Annotated in this window: 21 protein-coding genes, 1 riboswitch and 1 other annotated feature; of the genes, 20 read left to right on the top strand and 1 reads right to left on the bottom strand. The window is 48.8% G+C overall.

Annotated elements, in window-relative coordinates; translation table 11 throughout:
* The first annotated feature begins 71 nt into the window (after window positions 1–71).
* From KJS63_RS02160 to KJS63_RS02075, 18 genes are all read left to right on the top strand, one after another.
* Window positions 72–317, top strand: coding sequence for a hypothetical protein (locus KJS63_RS02160; RefSeq protein WP_213617770.1), 246 nt, complete (start codon window positions 72–74; stop codon window positions 315–317).
* A gap of 138 nt (window positions 318–455) precedes the next feature.
* Window positions 456–607: riboswitch (FMN riboswitch) on the top strand.
* 283 nt (window positions 608–890) lie between these two features.
* Window positions 891–1,997: a bifunctional diaminohydroxyphosphoribosylaminopyrimidine deaminase/5-amino-6-(5-phosphoribosylamino)uracil reductase RibD gene (ribD, locus tag KJS63_RS02155; RefSeq protein WP_213617769.1), complete on the top strand. Its 1,107-nt coding sequence runs from the start codon at window positions 891–893 to the stop codon at window positions 1,995–1,997.
* Window positions 1,998–2,038: 41 nt separating this feature from the next.
* Window positions 2,039–2,710, top strand: a complete 672-nt coding sequence (gene ribE, locus KJS63_RS02150; protein WP_213617768.1) for a riboflavin synthase — start codon at window positions 2,039–2,041, stop codon at window positions 2,708–2,710.
* 30 nt (window positions 2,711–2,740) lie between these two features.
* Window positions 2,741–3,976 (top strand): bifunctional 3,4-dihydroxy-2-butanone-4-phosphate synthase/GTP cyclohydrolase II, encoded by a 1,236-nt coding sequence (locus KJS63_RS02145; protein ID WP_213617767.1) that lies wholly within the window; start codon window positions 2,741–2,743, stop codon window positions 3,974–3,976.
* Between the two features lie 29 nt (window positions 3,977–4,005).
* Window positions 4,006–4,473: a 6,7-dimethyl-8-ribityllumazine synthase gene (gene ribH, locus KJS63_RS02140; RefSeq protein ID WP_068617024.1), complete on the top strand. Its 468-nt coding sequence runs from the start codon at window positions 4,006–4,008 to the stop codon at window positions 4,471–4,473.
* A 67-nt stretch (window positions 4,474–4,540) separates the two neighbouring features.
* Entirely contained in the window at window positions 4,541–5,332 is a 792-nt protein-coding gene (locus KJS63_RS02135; protein ID WP_068617025.1) for a segregation and condensation protein A, read from the top strand.
* Window positions 5,301–5,906 carry an SMC-Scp complex subunit ScpB gene (gene scpB, locus KJS63_RS02130; RefSeq protein WP_068617026.1) on the top strand — a complete coding sequence of 202 codons (606 nt, stop codon included), beginning with the start codon at window positions 5,301–5,303 and terminating at the stop codon, window positions 5,904–5,906. The genes KJS63_RS02135 and scpB overlap by 32 nt, the downstream gene beginning before the upstream one ends.
* Window positions 5,907–6,027: 121 nt before the next feature.
* Window positions 6,028–6,711, top strand: a complete 684-nt coding sequence (locus KJS63_RS02125) for a DUF2953 domain-containing protein (protein ID WP_213617766.1) — start codon at window positions 6,028–6,030, stop codon at window positions 6,709–6,711.
* Window positions 6,684–7,190 (top strand): GerW family sporulation protein, encoded by a 507-nt coding sequence (gene ytfJ / locus KJS63_RS02120; RefSeq protein WP_082926868.1) that lies wholly within the window; start codon window positions 6,684–6,686, stop codon window positions 7,188–7,190. The genes KJS63_RS02125 and ytfJ overlap by 28 nt, the downstream gene beginning before the upstream one ends.
* Before the next feature lie 133 nt (window positions 7,191–7,323).
* Window positions 7,324–8,418: a D-alanyl-D-alanine carboxypeptidase family protein gene (locus KJS63_RS02115; RefSeq protein WP_213617765.1), complete on the top strand. Its 1,095-nt coding sequence runs from the start codon at window positions 7,324–7,326 to the stop codon at window positions 8,416–8,418.
* A 51-nt stretch (window positions 8,419–8,469) separates the two neighbouring features.
* The gene (locus tag KJS63_RS02110; protein WP_213617761.1) at window positions 8,470–9,099 is read left to right on the top strand and encodes a nucleoside recognition domain-containing protein; all 630 of its coding nucleotides are present in this window, start codon (window positions 8,470–8,472) and stop codon (window positions 9,097–9,099) included.
* Window positions 9,100–9,105: 6 nt separating this feature from the next.
* Window positions 9,106–9,639, top strand: coding sequence for a spore maturation protein (locus KJS63_RS02105; RefSeq protein ID WP_068617032.1), 534 nt, complete (start codon window positions 9,106–9,108; stop codon window positions 9,637–9,639).
* A gap of 107 nt (window positions 9,640–9,746) precedes the next feature.
* Complete coding sequence (locus tag KJS63_RS02100) at window positions 9,747–10,493, top strand: pseudouridine synthase (protein ID WP_068617033.1); 747 nt, start codon at window positions 9,747–9,749, stop codon at window positions 10,491–10,493.
* A 181-nt stretch (window positions 10,494–10,674) separates the two neighbouring features.
* On the top strand, window positions 10,675–11,199 hold the full coding sequence (resA, locus tag KJS63_RS02095; RefSeq protein WP_068617035.1) for a thiol-disulfide oxidoreductase ResA: 525 nt from the start codon (window positions 10,675–10,677) through the stop codon (window positions 11,197–11,199).
* 22 nt (window positions 11,200–11,221) lie between these two features.
* On the top strand, window positions 11,222–12,895 hold the full coding sequence (gene resB, locus KJS63_RS02090; RefSeq protein WP_213617759.1) for a cytochrome c biogenesis protein ResB: 1,674 nt from the start codon (window positions 11,222–11,224) through the stop codon (window positions 12,893–12,895).
* A complete protein-coding gene (gene ccsA / locus KJS63_RS02085; RefSeq protein ID WP_213617757.1) occupies window positions 12,892–14,169 on the top strand; it encodes a cytochrome c biogenesis protein CcsA in 1,278 nt (425 codons plus the stop codon). Before resB ends, ccsA begins: the two co-directional genes overlap by 4 nt.
* A 71-nt stretch (window positions 14,170–14,240) precedes the next feature.
* Window positions 14,241–14,957: a response regulator transcription factor gene (locus KJS63_RS02080; protein WP_068617042.1), complete on the top strand. Its 717-nt coding sequence runs from the start codon at window positions 14,241–14,243 to the stop codon at window positions 14,955–14,957.
* Window positions 14,958–16,412: an ATP-binding protein gene (locus KJS63_RS02075; RefSeq protein WP_244862467.1), complete on the top strand. Its 1,455-nt coding sequence runs from the start codon at window positions 14,958–14,960 to the stop codon at window positions 16,410–16,412. It begins immediately after the preceding gene.
* A gap of 201 nt (window positions 16,413–16,613) precedes the next feature.
* On the opposite strand, the gene serA is transcribed toward KJS63_RS02075, so the two are convergent.
* Window positions 16,614–18,206 (bottom strand): phosphoglycerate dehydrogenase, encoded by a 1,593-nt coding sequence (gene serA / locus KJS63_RS02070; protein WP_213617750.1) that lies wholly within the window; start codon window positions 18,204–18,206, stop codon window positions 16,614–16,616.
* Between the two features lie 155 nt (window positions 18,207–18,361).
* Window positions 18,362–18,594, bottom strand: a binding site (T-box leader).
* A 142-nt stretch (window positions 18,595–18,736) separates the two neighbouring features.
* On the opposite strand from serA, the gene KJS63_RS02065 reads away from it, so the two are divergent.
* Together KJS63_RS02065 and KJS63_RS02060 are read left to right on the top strand one after the other, a co-directional pair.
* Window positions 18,737–19,333 carry a CPBP family intramembrane glutamic endopeptidase gene (locus KJS63_RS02065; protein ID WP_068617049.1) on the top strand — a complete coding sequence of 199 codons (597 nt, stop codon included), beginning with the start codon at window positions 18,737–18,739 and terminating at the stop codon, window positions 19,331–19,333.
* Window positions 19,330–19,749 carry a hypothetical protein gene (locus KJS63_RS02060; RefSeq protein WP_213617749.1) on the top strand — a complete coding sequence of 140 codons (420 nt, stop codon included), beginning with the start codon at window positions 19,330–19,332 and terminating at the stop codon, window positions 19,747–19,749. Before KJS63_RS02065 ends, KJS63_RS02060 begins: the two co-directional genes overlap by 4 nt.
* The last annotated feature ends 33 nt before the right edge of the window (window positions 19,750–19,782 follow it).

Raw genomic sequence — 19,782 nt, 5'->3', positions numbered from 1 at the left:
CTAAAGCAGCAAAATGATATTTTTATAAAGTAAATATATTTATGTTATGGATGAGAGGTGTTAGGTGGAAAATGCCCGATCAGATTGTTGAACAGTTCAAGTTAATGGCGACGACCAAGGAAAATGAAGCCAGGTATGTGGGTATTAAACAGGTGTTATTCAAAGGATGCAGAGTAACCGAAGGCAAACTGTATGAAGTCCGAAGAGATTTAACGAACCGCGATTTATTTGAATTTGGAGAAATCTTCATTACAGATGATGACGGGAAGCCTAATTATTCCGTGTTTATGATGTGCATAACACAACTTTATAAGTAAATATACGAATTTAGATTATTTATTTTGTTTATCATCTTATGTTGTTTTTTTATTTTTGCTGTGTTATTCTTGCAGCAATCCTAAATCAGCGCATCAGCTTTGGTTTATGATATGACAGTAAGGCAGCAGCATAAGTGTTTTATCCTTCGGGGCAGGGTGAAATTCCCTACCGGCGGTGATGGTGTATTCATGACACCTCAGTCCGTGACCCGGTGTGCAAGTGTATGCGCATCGGCTGACCTGGTGCAACTCCGGGACCGACAGTATAGTCTGGATGGGAGAAGGAGAACGCGGAACGCAATTTTAAGCCTAGGCTTAAAAGGGCTTTTTAAGGTAACCTTTTTTGGGCAACCCGCATTTAGTGCAGAACGAATCTAACCTTGCTACATAAAGGGATGATTTTCTGTTCTTTAAAAGCGTGGTCTGCTTATATTTGAGTTACTTTGGTTTCGCTGAATACAACTCTCATTAACCCCATCGGATATTTTCCGTTTGGGGTTTTTCTATGTTGGTTTAGACTGTAAACACCGTTTTATTTAGGCACCAGGCTGGGGAAAGGAGGGGGTTTGTTTCTTGGAAAGGATGAATGACGAGTTTTATATGTCGCTTGCTCTGGATATGGCGGAAAAGGCGTTAGGGCAGACAGGGTCTAATCCTGTCGTTGGTGCAGTTGTGGTTAAAGACGGAGCTATTGTGGGGATAGGCACCCACCTTAAGCAGGGGACAGCCCATGCGGAAGTGCACGCGCTGAATATGGCGGGAGAACAGGCAAAAGGAAGCACGGTATATGTGACGTTAGAGCCCTGCAGCCATTATGGTCTTACCCCTCCCTGCAGCAGACGTCTTATAACTGAACAAGTTGCCAGAGTGGTGATTGCATGTGAAGACCCCAATCCCAAGGTAGCGGGAAGCGGTACCCTGATGTTGAGAACCCATGGGATCAAGGTAGATGTGGGAGTTCTTGAAGATCGGGCCAAAAGGTTAAACAAAAAGTTTATTAAGTTCATCACCACTGGGCTGCCGTTTGTAACTCTAAAGAGTGCCAGCACGCTTGACGGCAAAATCGCTTCCCGGTCAGGTGACAGCAAGTGGATCACAAATGCCCTGGCAAGGGAATATGTCCATGTCTTGAGGCACCAGCACCGGGGAATTATGGTTGGTGTGGAGACCGTGATTGCCGATGATCCTGAACTTACAACCCGGTTATCTGTTCCGGGCCTGTCGCCGGTTCGTATCATTGTAGATTCACGCTTAAGGACCCCGGAACATGCCAAGGTGGTCAAGGCTAACCCGGAGAATACCCTCTTTTTGACGACCAAGCTTGCTGATCCGGGCCGAAAAAAGGCTTTTGAGGACGCGGGTATCCGAGTCTTCGAATGTGGAGAGGGTCCGCAGGTTGACCTGAGGGCTGCCATGAAGATGCTGGCCGATGCGGGTATTTCCTCAATTCTGGCCGAGGGTGGAGGCCGGCTTAACGGCTCCTTGATTACTGAGCGGCTAGTGGACGAGGTTTATATGTTTATGGCGCCAAAGCTAATTGGCGGTACGACTTCACCGGGCAATTTCTCGTTTGAGGGTCCTGAGCTGATGAAGGATGCCGTGAAATTGGATGGAATTAGCGTGGAGATTCTGGAGGATAACGTGCTTATTACCGGGACACCAGTATGGTCTGATTCTTAGGTACAGATAATAGCTGCATAGATGGAAGGGGCGGATGATCTATGTTCACAGGGTTGGTTGAAGAGGTAGGCACGCTGAAATCTATTCAGCGTAAAGGTGAAGCTATGGTGCTGGATATTCAGGCTAAGGTGATCTTGAGTGATTTAAAGCTTGGCGACAGCATCGCGGTAAATGGGATTTGTCTCACGGCGACTTCTTACGGGGGATCATCCTTTACGGTAGATGTGATGCCTGAGACTTACAGGCATACTAATCTAAGGGAGCTGAAGACAGGATCACGCATCAATCTGGAACGGGCAATGGCGGCAGGCGGAAGGTTTGGCGGACATATTGTACAGGGACATGTAGATGGGACCGGGACAATCATCAGCATATCAAGAGACCAAAACGCAGTGGTTTACGAGATTGCCCCGGAGGAAGGGCGGATTTTTAAATATATTATCCCCCAAGGCTCAATCACAGTGGATGGAATTAGCCTGACCGTTGTCCAGTCCTCAGCTGGAGCATTTACGGTGTCGGTCATCCCGCACACACTGGCAGAAACGGCCCTTGCGCTCAAACGGACGGGAGATACGGTGAATCTTGAATGTGATGTTATCGGCAAGTATGTCGAACACCTGCTGGGTTTAGGAGGCGGGAAGCATGAACCGGATAAGCCAAAGGAACGTTCTTCTGTGGATTTGAAGCTCCTGGTGGAGAATGGATTTGCCTGAGGAACTTATGTCATAAGGGGGAAGGTAGCCATGGAAATACAGCTTGATTTAGTAGAGGATGCCCTTCGTGATTTACAGCAAGGGAAGGTGGTGATCGTTGTTGACGATGAGGACCGGGAAAACGAGGGTGACTTTATTGCCTTAGCGGAAAAGGCCACTCCAGAGGTGATCAACTTTATGATTACAGAAGGCCGTGGCCTGGTCTGTGTCCCGATCAGTCAGGAGCGTGCGGAAGAGCTCGATCTTAAGCCTATGGTAGTCCAGAATACGGACTTTCACGGAACGGCTTTTACCGTTTCGGTGGATCATAAAGACACTACAACCGGCATTTCGGCCTATGAGCGCTCGGTCACCATTCAAGGATTGATGGACCCTGATGCCAAGCCTGCTGACTTTCGCAGACCTGGACACATGTTCCCGCTGATTGCCAAGAAAGGGGGCGTCCTACGCAGAGCAGGGCATACAGAGGCTGCGGTGGATTTGGCGATTCTGGCAGGAGCTTATCCGGCAGGGGTCATCTGCGAGGTAATTAAGGAAGACGGGACGATGGCAAGATTGCCAGACCTGGTGCAAATCGCTAAGAGACATCAGCTTAAGCTGATCAGCATCAAGGACTTGATTGCGTACCGCAATGCCAAGGAGAAGCTTGTTCAGCGTGAGGTGGAAGTGCGGATGCCAACAGATTATGGAGTGTTCAAGGCCGTGGCCTACTCTAATGAAGTAGATCAGAAAGAACATGTCGCCCTGGTCAAAGGAAATCTAGACAGCAGCAAACCGGTGCTCGTACGGGTGCATTCTGAATGCCTGACTGGAGATGTGTTCCACTCCCACCGCTGTGACTGCGGTCCCCAATTCGAAGCGGCTTTAAGGCAAATTGAGGAGGCCGGCAGCGGAGTGCTGCTCTATATGCGTCAGGAAGGCCGGGGAATTGGACTGATCAATAAGCTGAAAGCTTATAAGCTCCAGGAGGAGGGGCTGGATACCGTTGATGCGAATTTGAAGCTGGGATTTGCGGCAGATCTGAGAGACTATGGGATTGGAGCTCAAATTCTCAAGGATCTTGGAATCCGGGAAATCAGACTGATGACGAACAATCCTAAGAAGATTAAAGGACTTGAAGGCTACGGTCTGCGCGTAGTTGAACGGGTTCCGATTCAAATGAAAGAGAATGTGGACAACACAGGATATCTGCATACCAAGCAGGCAAAGCTTGGACACCTGCTGAAATTTGATGACCTGGAACAAAATGAATCTGCAAATCAATAATATAAACCTAGAGAGAGGCTGATCTGGAAATGGGAAACATCTTTGAAGGTAATTTAGTATCGGAAGGTCTTAGATATGCAATTGTAGTAGGTAGATTTAATGAATTTATTACCAGCAAGCTGCTTGGTGGAGCACAGGATGCCCTGAAGCGTCATGGCGTAAAAGATGAGGAAGTCGATGTGGCCTGGGTGCCGGGCGCTTTTGAGATTCCGCTGGTTGCCCAGAAATTGGCAGAGAGCGGCAAATATGACGCAGTAATTACCCTGGGTACGGTAATTCGGGGATCAACCTCCCATTATGATTATGTCTGCAACGAGGTGGCCAAGGGTGTAGCCTCGATCAGCCTTAAGACTGGGATTCCAACGATTTTCGGGGTTCTTACTACAGAAAGTATCGAGCAGGCGATTGAGCGGGCAGGCACCAAGGCAGGTAATAAAGGCTGGGAGGCTGCGGCCGCAGCAATTGAAATGGCAAACTTGACGAAACAGCTAAAATAGTGCTTATTTAATGTAGTACCGTTATAATGGTACTACATTTTTATTTATTCGGGCGGAGGAGCAACAAGTGACAGTACTTTACAAGCTGGAGACCTTTGAGGGGCCGCTGGATCTGCTGCTGCACCTTATTGATAAAGCAGAGATCGATATCCATCAAATATCCATTAGTGAAATTACAGATCAATATTTAGCCTATTTGAACAGCATGCAGGAGCTGGAACTTGAGATCACAAGCGAATTCCTGGTCATGGCCGCAACGCTGCTCTCCATGAAGAGCAAGCAGCTGCTTCCAAAACCGCCCGTTATCGAAATAGAGGAAGATTATAACTATTATGAAGAAGAGGAAGACCCGCGCGATGAGCTGATTCGCAAGCTGATTGAATACCGCAAATATAAAGGCATTGCGGAGCATCTGCACGATAAGGAATGGGAGCGCAGCCTGATCTTCTCCAAGGAACCGGAGGATCTAAGTCCATTCATGCCTGAAATTCAGGAGAATCCGGTAAAAGGGCTTCATGCGGCAGATCTGATTGCCGTGTTCCAGAAGGCAATCCGTAAGGCGGTCAAGCGTAATACAGTCGCCCGGATTCAGAGGGATGAGATCTCCGTTAAAGACCGGATACGCGAAGTCGTGGACATTCTAGAACTGCAGGGCAAGGGCGGACGGGTACTGTTCTCCAGGCTGCTGCATGAGGAGATGCACCGGCATGAAATCGTGGTAACGTTCCTGGCGGTGCTTGAGCTTATGAAGATGAAGCAGATTGTCTGTTATCAGAACAAGCTGTTTGATGATATTGTCATGGAGTGGAAAGGGGAAGGAAGCAAGAATGGATTTTCAGAAGTTGAAATCGATTATTGAGGGACTGCTGTTCCTGGCCGGGGATGAGGGGCTTACAGTCAAACAGCTGGCTGAGGTGCTGGACCAGCGTGCCGAGGTAATTCAGGATGCGCTTAAGGATATGAAGAAATCATTTAAGAAAGAGGGACGGGGCCTGCAGATTATTGCCATCGCAGGGGGATATCAGCTAGCCACGCTTCCAGAGCACGCACCTTATTTCGAGAAGCTGGCTTACTCGCCTTCCCGCTCTTCATTGTCTCAAGCTGCACTTGAGACCCTATCGATTATCGCCTACAGACAGCCGATTACCCGGGTAGAGATTGAGGAGATTCGCGGGGTGAAGTCGGAGAGGGCGATTCACACGCTCGTGAACAAGGACTTAATTGAAGAGGTTGGCCGGGCGGAAGCTATAGGGCGCCCGATCCTGTATGGGACAACCAAGGCGTTTCTGGATTATTTTGGACTAGGCAGCCTGGTGGATCTGCCGGATATGGAACAGTTCGAGAACACGGAGAATCTGGAAGAAGAGACTCAGCTCTTGTTCCAGAAGCTTGAGGAACAGCAGCAGTTAACCTTCGATGATGTGGATAAATAATAGATCAGGGCCGCTCCGGCAAGGAGCGGTCCTTTTTTTCCACTACTAGTGAATATTTCCTCCCCCTGCTGACATAATAAACAAAGCATCTGATTTTGATAACGGGTATGGAGGGTTGCGCGTGTGGATTTGGCTCGGAGGCTTGATACTCCTGCTTCTGCTATTGATCTTCGCGGCTTTGATCTCCAGAATCAGGCTGACTTTGAATGTGAATAAGCATAGTAAGGATGATACGATCCTGCTTGAGGTTTCGGCTTTATTTGGCTTGTTCAAATACAAATATGAAATTCCCATGCTTAAGTTCGAGAACCTGAAGCAGGGAATTCAGGTAAAGCAGCAGCGGCAGGATAACGTGATGAAGGGGCATCATAAGGAAGATGAGCAGCAGATCGACAAAGATAAAGTAGAAGGCTGGCTGGAAAATTGGCATAGGATCCTGGATGCCACTCATGACTTGAAAGTGTGGATGCAGCGAACCTTTAGGCGGGTCAGGGTCAAACATCTGGATTGGTCAACCGAGGTGGGTTTATCTGACGCGGTTCATACTGCCCAATTGTCAGGGGCTCTCTGGGGAGTTAAGTACAGCCTGGTTGGTCTCTTGTCCTTCTATTTAAAGCTGCTGGTTCCTCCTGAGCTGTTTGTGATACCTATTTATGGGAGGAAGCCGCATTTTACCACGAAAATGACCTGTATAGCAGAAATTCGCTGTGGATATGCTATATATGCTGGACTGGTGCTAATTGCTCGAGTGTTAAAAGTGAAAGGAGGAGTTAAAAAATGGCAGAACATCCTATTCAAGGGCTGATGCATACAGCGCTTGAGAATATTAAAGAGATGGTAGATGTGAATACAATCGTCGGTGAGCCTGTAGAAACTCCTGACGGTAGTGTAATTTTGCCTATCAGCCGTGTAGGCTTTGGTTTTGCGGCTGGAGGAAGTGATTTTAATATTGAAGAACATGACAAGACTGCTGGTGAAAGCAAGGCCCGGCCTTTCGGGGGCGGCAGTGGGGGTGGAGTATCCATCAACCCGATTGCATTCCTGGTTGTTGGCAAGCAGGGAGTCCATATTGTACCACTGGACAATCAGACTCATGTGGTTGAGAAGATTATTGATTCCGTTCCAAACGTTATCGATAAAATCCAATCCCTGTTCCCGAACTCCGGCACCAATCGCACATTAGGTGAACAACGGGGAGGTACAGGGAACGCTTATCCCGCCAGTCAAATGAATGTCACCGTGAATGAAGTTCCACATACGCAGCAAGGGCAGACTCTGCTCTAATCGCCGCTGGATTACGAATCCCTTCTGCAGTAGCGGAGGGGATTTTCCTATCTTAAAAAGGGACATACTGTCTTGTCCAGCCGCATACTATGGTATAAGTATTTGGGCTTATCCCACTCGGAGGAATTTCAACATGAACAAACTCAAGCCTTTGGTTCTACTTTGGTTTACGGCCATGCTCAGTGTGCTTATCCTGCAGCCGTCAGAGGCCTTTGCAGAGAGGAACCAAGAAACCCCTTCAGTTCCGGGAACGCATGCCCGTGCTGCGTCCTTGATTGATGTCACCTCTGGACGTTTGCTGTACAGTGTCAGAGGTGATGAAGTTCTGCCAATAGCTAGTCTAACTAAAATCATGACGGCCATTGTCGCTATTGAGCAGGGCAGATTGGATGATAAGGTGAAAGTCGGTAAAAACGCTTTTGCCAAAGAAGGGTCGTCACTGTACTTGAAACTCGGTGAAGAGATGACTTTGAAAAATCTGTTATATGGGTTGATGCTGCGCTCGGGTAATGATGCCGCTACTGCAATTGCAGAGCATGTTGGAGGCTCCGAAGAGGGGTTTGTCTTCCTAATGAATGCCAAGGCCAGAGCTCTTGGCCTCGTACACTCGCATTTCTCGAACCCTCATGGTCTCGATGCCAAGACGCATCATTCGTCTGCTAATGATTTGGCAAAGTTAACTGCCTATGCGCTTCATAATCCTGTCTTCCGGGAGATCGTTCGTACGCCAGTCAAGTCGGCACCTAACCCGAATGACCCCTGGGATTATAAGTGGGCTAACAAAAATAAAATGCTCCGTCTGTATGAAGGAGCCGATGGTGTCAAAACGGGTTATACCAAGATAGCCCGCCGCTGTCTGGTAAGTTCAGCCACAAGAAACAGCCAGCAGCTTGCCGTTGTGACTTTAAACGACGGAGATGATTGGAATGATCATGCCAAGCTGCTCGATTATGGCTTCAAGAATTATCCGCTGAAGTCCATCGTACAGAAGGGGGAACTGGTGGAAGGACATCAGGGCTGGCATGCAGGTGCAAGCTTTAAGTATCCGCTGCGGGATGGGGAAGAGCAGATGATCACCAAAAAGCTGAAGTTAATTGCGCCAAAGCCGGCGGATTTCAAGCTCCGTGCCCGAATTGTAATTTATCTGGCTGACAAGCCTATTGGAAGCGTCCCCGTATATTCGAGCGGAGACGACCAGAAGCATTCTCAGGTGGAAGGGGAGCGCTGAGAATCCGATCTGATTAAAAAGGTAAATGAGTAGCATGGGGGAGGAGTTAACATGGTAAACAAGATTTGGCTGGCCTTTATCCTAATCGGTTTTGGTTTCGCCGCGGCCAAAGGCAATATCGGCATCGTGACCGAAGCCGCATTTGATGGGGCTACCACCGGAGTTACCGTCTGTTTTGGCCTGATCAGCATCCTTGTGTTCTGGATGGGAATGATGAGGCTGGCTGAGGAATCGGGCTTGGTCCGTGGATTATCCAAGCTGTTAGGACCTGTGGTTTCCTTTCTGTTCCCGGATGTGCCGAAGAATCATCCAGCTATGGGGTACATTCTGTCCAATATGAGCGCGAACATCCTGGGGCTTGGAAATGCAGCAACGCCAATGGGCATTAGAGCTATGCAGGAACTACAGACACTTAATCCTCATAAAGAAACAGCTTCACCGGCAATGTGCACGCTGCTCGCCCTGAATACGGCAAGTATTACTTTGATTCCGACTACCCTGATTGCCATCCGCCTTGGGTTTGATTCCGCAAATCCGGCGGAAATTGTGGGTCCGACGCTGCTTGCAACCCTGATTGCAACTTTAGCGGCGATTATGGCGGACCGGTGGTACCGAAACCGGTACTTGAGGAAAATGCCTCCGGTTATCCCGCCAGCCGCAAATTTGTCGGCGGAGAGGTGACCCGAGGTGCAGACTTGGATTCATATATTCTCCAACTGGGCGGTTCCGGTAATTATTGCCTTCATTCCTTTGTTTGCATTTGTACGCAAAGTGCCCGTGTATGAATCATTTGTGGACGGGGCCAAGGATGGGTTCAATACGGCGATTGGAATTATTCCACATCTGGTCGGCATGATGGTGGCGATCAGTGTATTTCGCGCCTCGGGAGCAATGGATTTCTTTACCGGGTGGATCGCTCCGCTGATGACCAAGCTGGGCGCGCCGCCGGAAGTTCTTCCTCTCGGCTTCCTGCGCCCTCTCACAGGAACGGGTTCCCTGGCATTTACCACCGATTTGATCAAGACCTATGGTCCGGATTCTATGATCGGCCGAATTGCATCCACTATTCAAGGCAGCACGGATACAACCTTTTATGTACTAACGGTGTATTTTGGCGCCGTAGGCATCCGAAATGGCATGTATGCCTTGAAAGTAGGGCTATTCTCGGACGTGATCGGGTTTGTTGCGGCTATCGCCGTATGTCTTCTTGTGTTCGGCTGACAAGAATCAGCATGTCCCATAATGGTAAAGCTAAGATAGCCCTCTTCTGAGGGCTATTGTGATTTTATACCTTAGTGGGTATCATTAGGATGAGGTGACTTATAGACATGGAAAGATTACAAAAGATTTTGGCCCAGGCCGGAGTGGCATCAAGAAGAAAATGCGAGGAAATGATCCTGGCTGGCAAAGTACAGCTGAACGGGGAGACGGTGACAGAGCTTGGCACCAAAGCAGACCCGGCTGTGGATGTGATCACAGTTAATGGAAAGGCCATCGGAATCGAGAAGAAGCTGTACCTGGTATTCAACAAGCCGAAAGGTGTGATTACCAGTGCCTCTGATCCGAAAGGGCGCAAGATCGTGACGGATTATTTAAAAGGTGTGAACGAGCGGGTATTCCCGGTTGGACGCCTTGATTATGATACAGAAGGACTTTTGCTGCTGACGAATGACGGGGACTTTGCTTACCTGCTTACCCATCCCAAGCATCATGTGCCTAAGACGTATCTGGCGACGGTTAAAGGGGTTCCACACGGCACAGAGCTGGACAAGCTGAAGAAAGGTGTCATGCTGGAGGATGGCATGACTGCGCCAGCAGAGGTCGATTATTATGACGTTGATCCCGACGGGAAAGAATCTACGATCCGGATCACGATTCATGAGGGCAGAAACCGTCAGGTCAGACGGATGTTCGAGTCGATTAATCATCCGGTTCAACGGCTGAAGAGAATATCGTTCGGAGACCTTCACCTCGGCAATATGAAGCGTGGTTTATATAGACATCTGACCCCGGCAGAAGTAGAAGATCTCAAACGGAGCGCCAAGAAAGAGAAGAAGCATGGAAAAGGGCAGTAGTCACATAATCTTCAAATTACGGCGCTGAATATGTGTCGATATTCGATATAATATTCATAGGATATTCACCGAATGTCCATAAATACAGAATCAGCTATGACTAATGTCACATCGCAAATCGTGATTTACTGCTGTGTGTCTGTATTTATCACATTGTCATTAGAAGGGGAGCTACTTTGGTATGAAGAAATACAGGCGACCGGTGCAAATCGTGATTCTGCTCTTCATCGTGATTTTGGGCGGCTATGCGATCAGCTCGGCTGTGCTCGGTTCCCACGACAGGCTGGAGACAGGCGATAAGGCGCCTTCTTTCTCATTGCTTGGTATTGACGGCCGTGTACATCAATTGAAGGAATACGAAGGCAAGGCCATGGTTATTAATTTCTGGGGATCATGGTGCAAGCCGTGTGTGAAGGAAATGCCCGCATTGCAGCATCAGTGGGAGAAATGGAAGGACAAGGGCGTAGTCGTTGTCGGGATCAATGCAGGTGAAGATCAGATGACGGTTCAGAATTTTGCCGAGGGCCGCGGAGTAACTTTCCCGGTTCTGCTGGATCCGGATAGCGAAGCTCAACGGGATTACAACATCTCGCCTCTTCCCACGACTTTTTTTGTAAGCGCTAAAGGTGAAATCACCTCCATTCATCAAGGAGAGCTTGATCTGGATACCCTAGACAGTCAGATCAGCCAGTTGGTGAAGCCATGATGAGACAGGAGGGGACAACACGTTGATTGAGAATACGAAATGTGAATGCGGACACCAGAACCGTGTTGGCACCGTACTCTGTGAAGCCTGCGGCAAGCCGCTGATCGAGCTTGGTGAAGCCGGCGGGCTTCTGGAGATGCGTTACGATGGGGCTGCCCGGCGCTCCCAACGGGCCAATCCGGGCATTATCGATTTGGTTTGGAATTTCTTCTCATCGGTTAAGGTCGCTGTTTATTTAATCGTCCTTACATTGGTCGGAGCTATGCTGGGGACGATATACCCCCAGGTAAGCACATTTGTTAATCTTCAGAACCCAGAAGAATATTACAAGAACACTTATGGTACGCTTGGGAGTATTTATTATCAGCTTGGACTTGCGGACACCTATAATTCCTGGTGGTTTATCCTCCTGCTGGTCATGATCGGCGCATCGCTTGTCATTTGCAGCCTTGACCGGGTGCTGCCGCTCTATAAGGCGCTCTCCAAACAAAAGATCAAGAAGCACATGGAGTTCCTTACCCGTCAAAGAGTTGTATATCAGGGGCAGGTTGAGGGCAGCGCGGAAGAATGGATTCAGCGTGCCGCTCCGGTTATCAAGAAGAAGGGTTACCGGGTACATACGGAGGGAACGGCGCTTCTAGCCGAGAAGCAGCGGTTCAGCCGTTGGGGACCTTATGTCATCCATATCGGACTCATTATCTTTCTATTGGCGGTGTTATTCCGCGGAATGCCTGGACTGCATATGGATGAATATGTCAGCTTCCCGGAAGGCGAGATCAAGCGGATTCCCGGTACGACCTTTTATTTGAAGAATGAACAGTTTACTGTTAAATATTATACAGAACAAGAGCTGCCGAAGGAATTTCAGAACAAGGGCAAACTTGTGGCTAAGCTGTTTCAGACCAAAGCTGTTTTGTACGAATGTACATCGAATTGTAATGATCCTTCCAAGACCCCCCAGCTGAAAGAAGTGACACGTCACGATATTGAGGTCAACAAACCGCTGGATTATAAAGGTTTGGTTGCTTACCAATATGACTTCGATCTAACACCGAAGCTTCGTTCCGTTCAGCCGGTTCTGGTTAATAAAGTTACTGGTGAAGAATATGGCAAGTTCAAACTTGACATGATGAACCCCCAGCGAAACTTTACACTCGGACCTTATACACTTGAACTGAAAAACAAGTTTATGGACTTCATGCTAAATGATGATGGGGAACCGACATCCAAGTCTCCTAACCCGAATGCTCCGGCATTTCTTTTTCTTGTAAAAGGGCCGGATCTACCCAAAGACGGGGCTCAATACCTTTATTTTCCTAAACAAGTGGACAAAGCACGCTTCCAGCAGGATTTAATTAATGAGAAATTGGGCGGAGTAGAGAAGAAGCTTGAGCTCGATGTGAAGCACATGACCGACGTAGACTTCTCGAAAGCATCGAGTTATCTGAATATCCGCATGGACCGTGCGATGCCATTCGTATGGACCGGGCTTGCCATCGTCATGTTGGGCCTTGTGCTCGGATTCTATTGGACACACCGGCGGATTTGGCTGCGGATTGACGACGGACAGCTTACTTTGGGTGGACACACCACAAAGAACTTCTTTGGCTTGCGCCGTGAAGTGGTAGCCATCTTGAAAACGATGGGAATCGAAGTTGATGAGAAGTCACTGGATAACGGGAGGAACAAAGGATGAGTTTAGCGGACTTACTTGAGATTAGTAAACAGGCATTTATGTATTCTTTCTTCTTATACTGTATTTCATTTATTGCTTTTGCGGTCTCGGTCATCGGAAAAAGCTGGCGAAACCGCGATCCCGTGCAGCATGAGCGCAAGTGGGGCCGGATATCTTTCTTTATTTCCACGGTAGGTTTGCTTGGACACCTGCTGTACTTCGGAACGCGCTGGGCTGCGGCAGGCCGGATTCCTGTCAGCAACATGTATGAATTTATGTCATTCCTGTCGATGATGATCATGGTGGCATTTACGATCGTGTTTATCATCTACCGTAAAACGCTGCTTGGCCTGTTCGCACTGCCGATTGCCATTATTGTGATGGCTTACGCAGCGGTGTTCCCGACAGAGGTGCAGCCGCTGATTCCGTCCCTTCAGTCCATCTGGCTGTATATTCACGTTACGCTTGCGGCAACCGGTGAGTCCTTCTTTGCCGTAGGTTTTGCGGCAGCCTTTATGTATTTGCTGCGTACGGTGAACTTTGATGGAAGAGAGAAGTCTGACCGCCGCCAGAGATGGTGGGTGGAGTTCACCATGTTCTCCATTGTCATTGTCATTGGCTTCATCGTTGCCGTATTCGCATTCCGCGCTTCCGGCTATCAAGCCGTCTTCTCAAGCGAACAGGTGGTGGCAGCAACCGAGGCTTCCCCTGAGGTCAGCACAAAAAGCGATACCGTTGTCTATAATATGCCGCCGATTGTAGCGCCTTATAACAGCAAGACAGACAGCATGCAGAGCTTTCTCGGAATGAACAGTCCACTGCTGCATGCCCCTTCTTGGATTGAAGGCGTGACAGCGGGCCGTAAATTGAATACAATTGTCTGGTCGGTAATTGCAGGTGCCATTATTTATGCACTGCTTCGCCTGCTTGTGCGCAGACCCCTAGGAAAGCTGGTTTCTCCTCTGCTTAAAGGGCTGGATCCGGATGATCTGGATGAAATCAGCTATCGGGCGATTGCTATTGGGTTCCCCATTTTTACGCTTGGCGCCCTTGTCTTCGCCATGATCTGGGCACAGCAGGCTTGGGGAAGGTTCTGGGGATGGGACCCGAAAGAGGTGTGGGCTCTTATCAGCTGGCTGTATTACAGCGCTTATCTGCATTTGCGCCTATCCCGCGGATTCCAGGGACGCAAAGCCTCCTGGTTGGCCGTTCTTGGCTTCCTTGTGATTATGTTTACTCTTGTAGGGGTCAATTTGGTTATCGCAGGTCTTCATTCCTACGCGGGTACGAATTAATAGTATAATAATGATAAACTGGCTTTGTCCCGCACAAGACCATAGGTAAGATGATAAAGGGGTTGTTGTCGATGTCAGATCAATTAAATCGCATTCTGGTTGTAGACGATGAGGAACGTATCCGCCGTCTGCTCAAGATGTACCTGGAGAAGGAAGGCTATGAAATTGACGAAGCGGAAGACGGGGAAACTGCACTGCGTAAAGCTAGTGCAGGAGACTACGGCCTTATTCTGCTGGACGTTATGCTTCCCGGTATAGATGGGGTGGAGGTCTGCAACCGGCTTAGACAGGTTAAATCCACACCGGTTCTAATGCTTACCGCCAAAGGTGAGGAGATCAACCGGGTTCAAGGCTTTGAAGTTGGGGCTGACGATTATGTCGTGAAGCCGTTTAGCCCGCGTGAGGTGATTTACCGGGTTAAGGCCATTCTTCGAAGATCATCTGCGACTGCCTATCTGTCCAAAGAAAGCGGGACAAGCAACAATATCGTATTCCCGAATTTGGTGATTGAGCATGATGCCCACCGGGTAACGGCCAGCGGGCACGAGGTAAGCCTTACACCGAAGGAATATGAGCTGCTGCATTACCTGGCTGTATCGCCTGATAAAGTATTCTCCCGTGAAGAATTGCTTAAGGATGTATGGAATTATGAGTTCTTTGGGGATCTTCGTACGGTGGATACACACGTGAAGCGTCTCAGAGAGAAGCTGAACAAGGTGTCGCCTGAATCGGCAGCCATGATCACCACGGTATGGGGTGTAGGCTACAAGCTTGAGGTGGCTAAATAAGTGAAAAGATTCTGGAGAACGCTCGTCGGTAAGCTGTGGATTACGATCATTTGCCTGGTTGCCAGTGTCCTAATCATTATGGGACTTTTCCTGCTGCCTTATATCGATACCAATTTTACAAATTCCGGTGCGATTAAGAAGCTGTTTACCCTTGTCTCTATGATTGGTTTTTCGATGACCACGTTCTTTGCACTTTTGCTGTTTAATAAAATAACCCTTCCCATGCAGCAGCTCATTCGGGCTGCTGATTCGGTTCGCAAGGGGAGATACGACACCAGGTTGTCCCTGCGGACAAGTGATGAAATCGGGGAACTCGCAAACTCCTTCAACCATATGGCCGAAGAGCTTGAGAATACCATCCGCAGTCTCAATCATGAGAAGGAGCACTTGTCCAGTGTGCTGCGGAGTATGAATGACGCTGTAATTACCATGGATATAGAAGGATCGGTCATTCTAACGAACCCACCGGGAGACGCCATCATGCAATCCTGGAGTTCTCTTGGAGAGGATCAGGAGACCGAGGCGCATGCCGCAACCTTACATCCGGGCAGATCCCGTGTACCCGAGCCTCTTCTTCCCATGTTCCATCGCCTTCTTAGCGAGGGTGGTGATCACAGTATGAACATTCACGTTAAACAAAATGTCTGGTCGGTGCATATGGCTCCACTGGCCTCAGACGGGGACGTGCGGGGAGCTGTGGCTGTTCTGCGAAACGTGACCGAAGAAGTGCGCCTTGAGAAGATGCGCCGGGACTTCGTTGCCAATGTGTCCCACGAGATTCGTACCCCGCTTTCCATGATGCAGGGCTACAGTGAGGCTCTGCTTGACGGCATGGCTGCATCTCCTGAGGAAAGCGAAGAGCTCATTCAAGTTATTCATGATGAATCGCTGCGGATGGGAAGGCTGGTCAAGGATTTGCTGGACCTTGCCCGTATGGAAGCCGGGCATACGGATATTGTGATGCGGCCGTTGGATTTCAAAGAGCTGCTGGAAAGGGTATACCGTAAATTCAGCGTGAGGGCCAAAGATCGGGAGATTGATCTAGTGCTTAGCTGTGCGCAGGAATCGCTTGTAATTGAGGAAGGGAACGAGGACAGGCTGGAGCAGGTGCTGACGAATCTGCTTGACAATGCCTTTAGGCATACGCCTGGAGGCAAGCGGATTGAGATCTCTGCAGCCCGAGTCAGCAGCAGCCGGGGCAGCCAGGAAATTCATGTGGATATCAAGGATGAAGGTGCCGGGATTCCGCCGGACGATCTTCCTTTTATATTCGAACGCTTTTATAAGGCGGATAAAGCCAGAGTGCGTGAAGAGTCCGGGGGCACTGGACTTGGGCTTGCCATTGTGAAGAACATTGTGGAGGCCCATCACGGCACGATCAGCGCGGTGAGTGAGGTAGGTAAGGGTACAACATTCCAGCTACATCTCCCTGTCGAAAGGAAGCAATATGAATAACAAACCTGAAATAATCACTGTATTTTGTTGAATGACGTTGATAAATCTTGTTCAACGTGGAACAAGAGAAGGGGAGGCTGGGCTCACGGCCTCCTGCAAGGCCAATGATCATTTAACTCAAACACAAAGAACCTCCAATCCACAGCCTGTGGTTGGAGGTTCTTTGTGTTTGCCGTTAAATCGGCGTAATCTTATTAAGACTTAAGAAAGTACGATTTCCTGGGCTGTGTTAATTTCAGGCAGCTTGGTCAACTGATCAAGTACTTCCTTGGATACAGCCTTATCTACGGTAAGCACCATGATCGCTTCTCCGCCAACGATTTTACGGCCTACTTGCATAACCGCAATATTGACATCGTTGTTCCCGAGCAGGGTTCCCACTTTGCCGATAATCCCCGGTTTATCGTTGTGGGAGATGTAGATCAGGTTTCCTTTTGGTTCGATATCTACCGGGAATTTGTTGATCTGAACAACCCGGTCGCCGTAACCTGAGAGCAGAGTACCAGCTACCCGGCGCTCATCGCCGCTCTGAAGTTTCAGGCTTACACTAATCAGGTTCGTAAACCCTTTGGCTGCGGATGTTTTCGATACGACCACGTTGATTTCTCTGGCCTTGGCAAGGTGCATCGAATTGACGATGTTCACATCACTGCCGAAGTGACGGGACAGAATGCCTTTTACGATATAACGGGTAAGCGGTTGAGTGTCCACATCGGACAATTCGCCTGCATAGTCGACAACAATCTCTTTAACCGCCTCGTTATTGATCTGGGCAGCGATCGTCCCCAGCTTCTCACCTAGGGAGAAGTAAGGCTGGAGCTGATTCATGACACTTGGGGCTACAGGCGGCATATTCACGGCGTTTTTGAATGGCTCGTCTCTTAGGATATGCAGAACCTGTTCCGACACATCGATGGCCACATTTTCCTGTGCTTCCACAGTGGATGCGCCAAGGTGAGGAGTCACGATAATTTTCGGATTGTTAAGGAACGGGTGATCCGGCTGCGGTGGCTCGTGCTCGAATACGTCAAAAGCGGCTCCGGCCACAATGCCTTCATTAATCGCATCCACAAGAGCCAACTCGTCAATAACGCCGCCACGGGCACAGTTTACAATGCGCATACCCTTCTTCATGACTGCGAACTGAGGTGCGGAAATCATGCCGCGGGTTTCTGGAGTCAGCGGGGTGTGGACCGTGATGAAATCAGCGTTTCTTACAATATCATCAACAGTGGCCAGCTTCACACCCATCTTCTCGGCACGATCTTGGGTAAGAAACGGATCGTAACCCAAAATGTCCATTCCGAAAGCCTTGGCACGCTTGGCTACTTCGCTTCCGATACGTCCCATTCCAAGTACGCCCAGGGTTTTGTTGCGAAGTTCAACCCCCAGGAAGGATTTGCGGTCCCACGTTCCGCCAATGGTCTTGGCATAAGCCTGCGGGATATGACGGGCAAGCGCCATCATCATGGCAAAGGCATGCTCACAGGTGGTGATGGTATTCCCGTCAGGAGCATTAATGACTATAATCCCGCGCTGGGTGGCTGCCTCAAGATTAATGTTGTCGACCCCGACACCGGCACGGCCCACGACTTTAAGACGGGTGCCTGCGGCCATGATTTTCTCTGTAACCGTCGTTTGGCTGCGGACCAGAAGCGCGTCGTATTCGGGAATAATGCGGATGAGTTCATCCTCAGTAAGCCCCGTCTTTTTCTCTACTACGACATCATCTGCTTCCACGAGCTGCTGGATTCCGAGATCACTGATCGGATCCGATACTAACACCTTAAACATGTTGATTTCCTCCTCCTAGAAATTGAAAGCGTAATATAATTAAAAGGTCCGTCATAGTGACGATATCCTCATAATACGTTCTTCATCTCATTATAGCAGCAGCGCGTCAAAGGGGAATCATAAATAAAAACCCCCGACCGCATACTACTACCGTAGTAAGGGACGAGAGTTGTTCGTGGTACCACCCTAATTCGCTGATCCTTTGCAGGGTACAGCCTCATTGTCTGTATCGACATCAATGATAACGGAGTTAATCCGATTACACCTACTGATTTGTTCGGCATAATGACTCAGGACTGCTAAAGTTCACATTTCCACTACCGGTTTGCAGCAACCACCGGCTCTCTGTAAGCTTCAATCGTGACTTTGTTTCCTTCAACGTGTTTAACAGAACTAATTTTTTCATAATGTATCACAGGCTGTAGAAGGGTGTCAATAGGGGAAAAGCGGGTTAACCGGACCGCTCCTTGAATCCCACCGTGTATTTAGGTTATGATTTTTATAATACATGTTAAAGGACAGACACTTCAATGAAAAAATTTAAGTTTGGCAAGGTAAAAATTGAGTCTATTGACCCAGGGCAGATTAATGAGAGACTGCTGCTAATTAATCTGTATATTACACAGTGTCTGGCCTTGATCATAGGTCTGGTTATTATTTTCTTTCAGAAACAGAATCTATTATCCCTGTTTAACCTTACCGCCGGCGGAATGAATGTTGTATATTGGGGGGCGGGATTGGCTGGAATTATGTTTGTGGTGGATTTACTTCTATCCAAAGTAATTCCTGAGGAAAGCATGGATGATGGCGGAATCAATGAGCTCCTGTTCCGTAACCGGCCAGTTTGGCATATTGTGCTCATTGCCTTTTTTGTCGCCATATGTGAGGAGGTCCTATTTCGCGGAGCAATCCAGCATGCCTTCGGGCCCTATTGGACAAGCATCCTTTTTGCTATGATTCATATCAGGTATTTGAAGCACTGGATTCCAACGGGCTGGGTGTTCTTAAGCAGCTATGGCCTAGGTTATATATACATTCATTCAGGAACACTATGGGCACCGATTCTATGTCATTTTCTGATTGATTTGGTATCCGGTCTGATCATTCGATTTCGGAGGGAAAGATGAACGAGCGCTTGAGCAGGATGGAGCGGCACAGCCGCAAACAGCAGAAGAGAAGAGCGATTCGTGAAGACGATTCAAAGGCGGCTGAGAAGGGACTCGAACGGACAGAGACTTTGGGAGAAGGGCTAGGTAGAAGGAGACGAAACCCCAGGAAATCAAGCATGGCGCAGGAATTGCCAATGACCCGGGATGTGCCGATACCTTCCAGGACATCTGGGAGACGAAGCATTCAGGAGCCAGGACCTGAGGAAGACCTTACGGTTGAGGATATGCCCTCACGCAGGGAGATGTTCCCATCGCACCGGATTAAATGGACCAAATGGTTCTATAACTCCCTGGTAATTATTTTTATTGCTGTAACGATACTGTTGTTCTTCTGGGGCATGCAGCTGTCAACGTGGGGGATACATCGTAAGTAGGGAGTAAGGTTCGTTCTCGGAGCCTTTCGAATA

Origin of the sequence: Paenibacillus sp. J22TS3, from assembly GCF_018403205.1 — a bacterium.
Lineage (GTDB): Bacteria > Bacillota > Bacilli > Paenibacillales > Paenibacillaceae > Fontibacillus > Fontibacillus tuaregi.
Note: the sequence above shows the minus strand (reverse complement) of the source record. Positions and strands in the feature narration are given on the sequence as shown.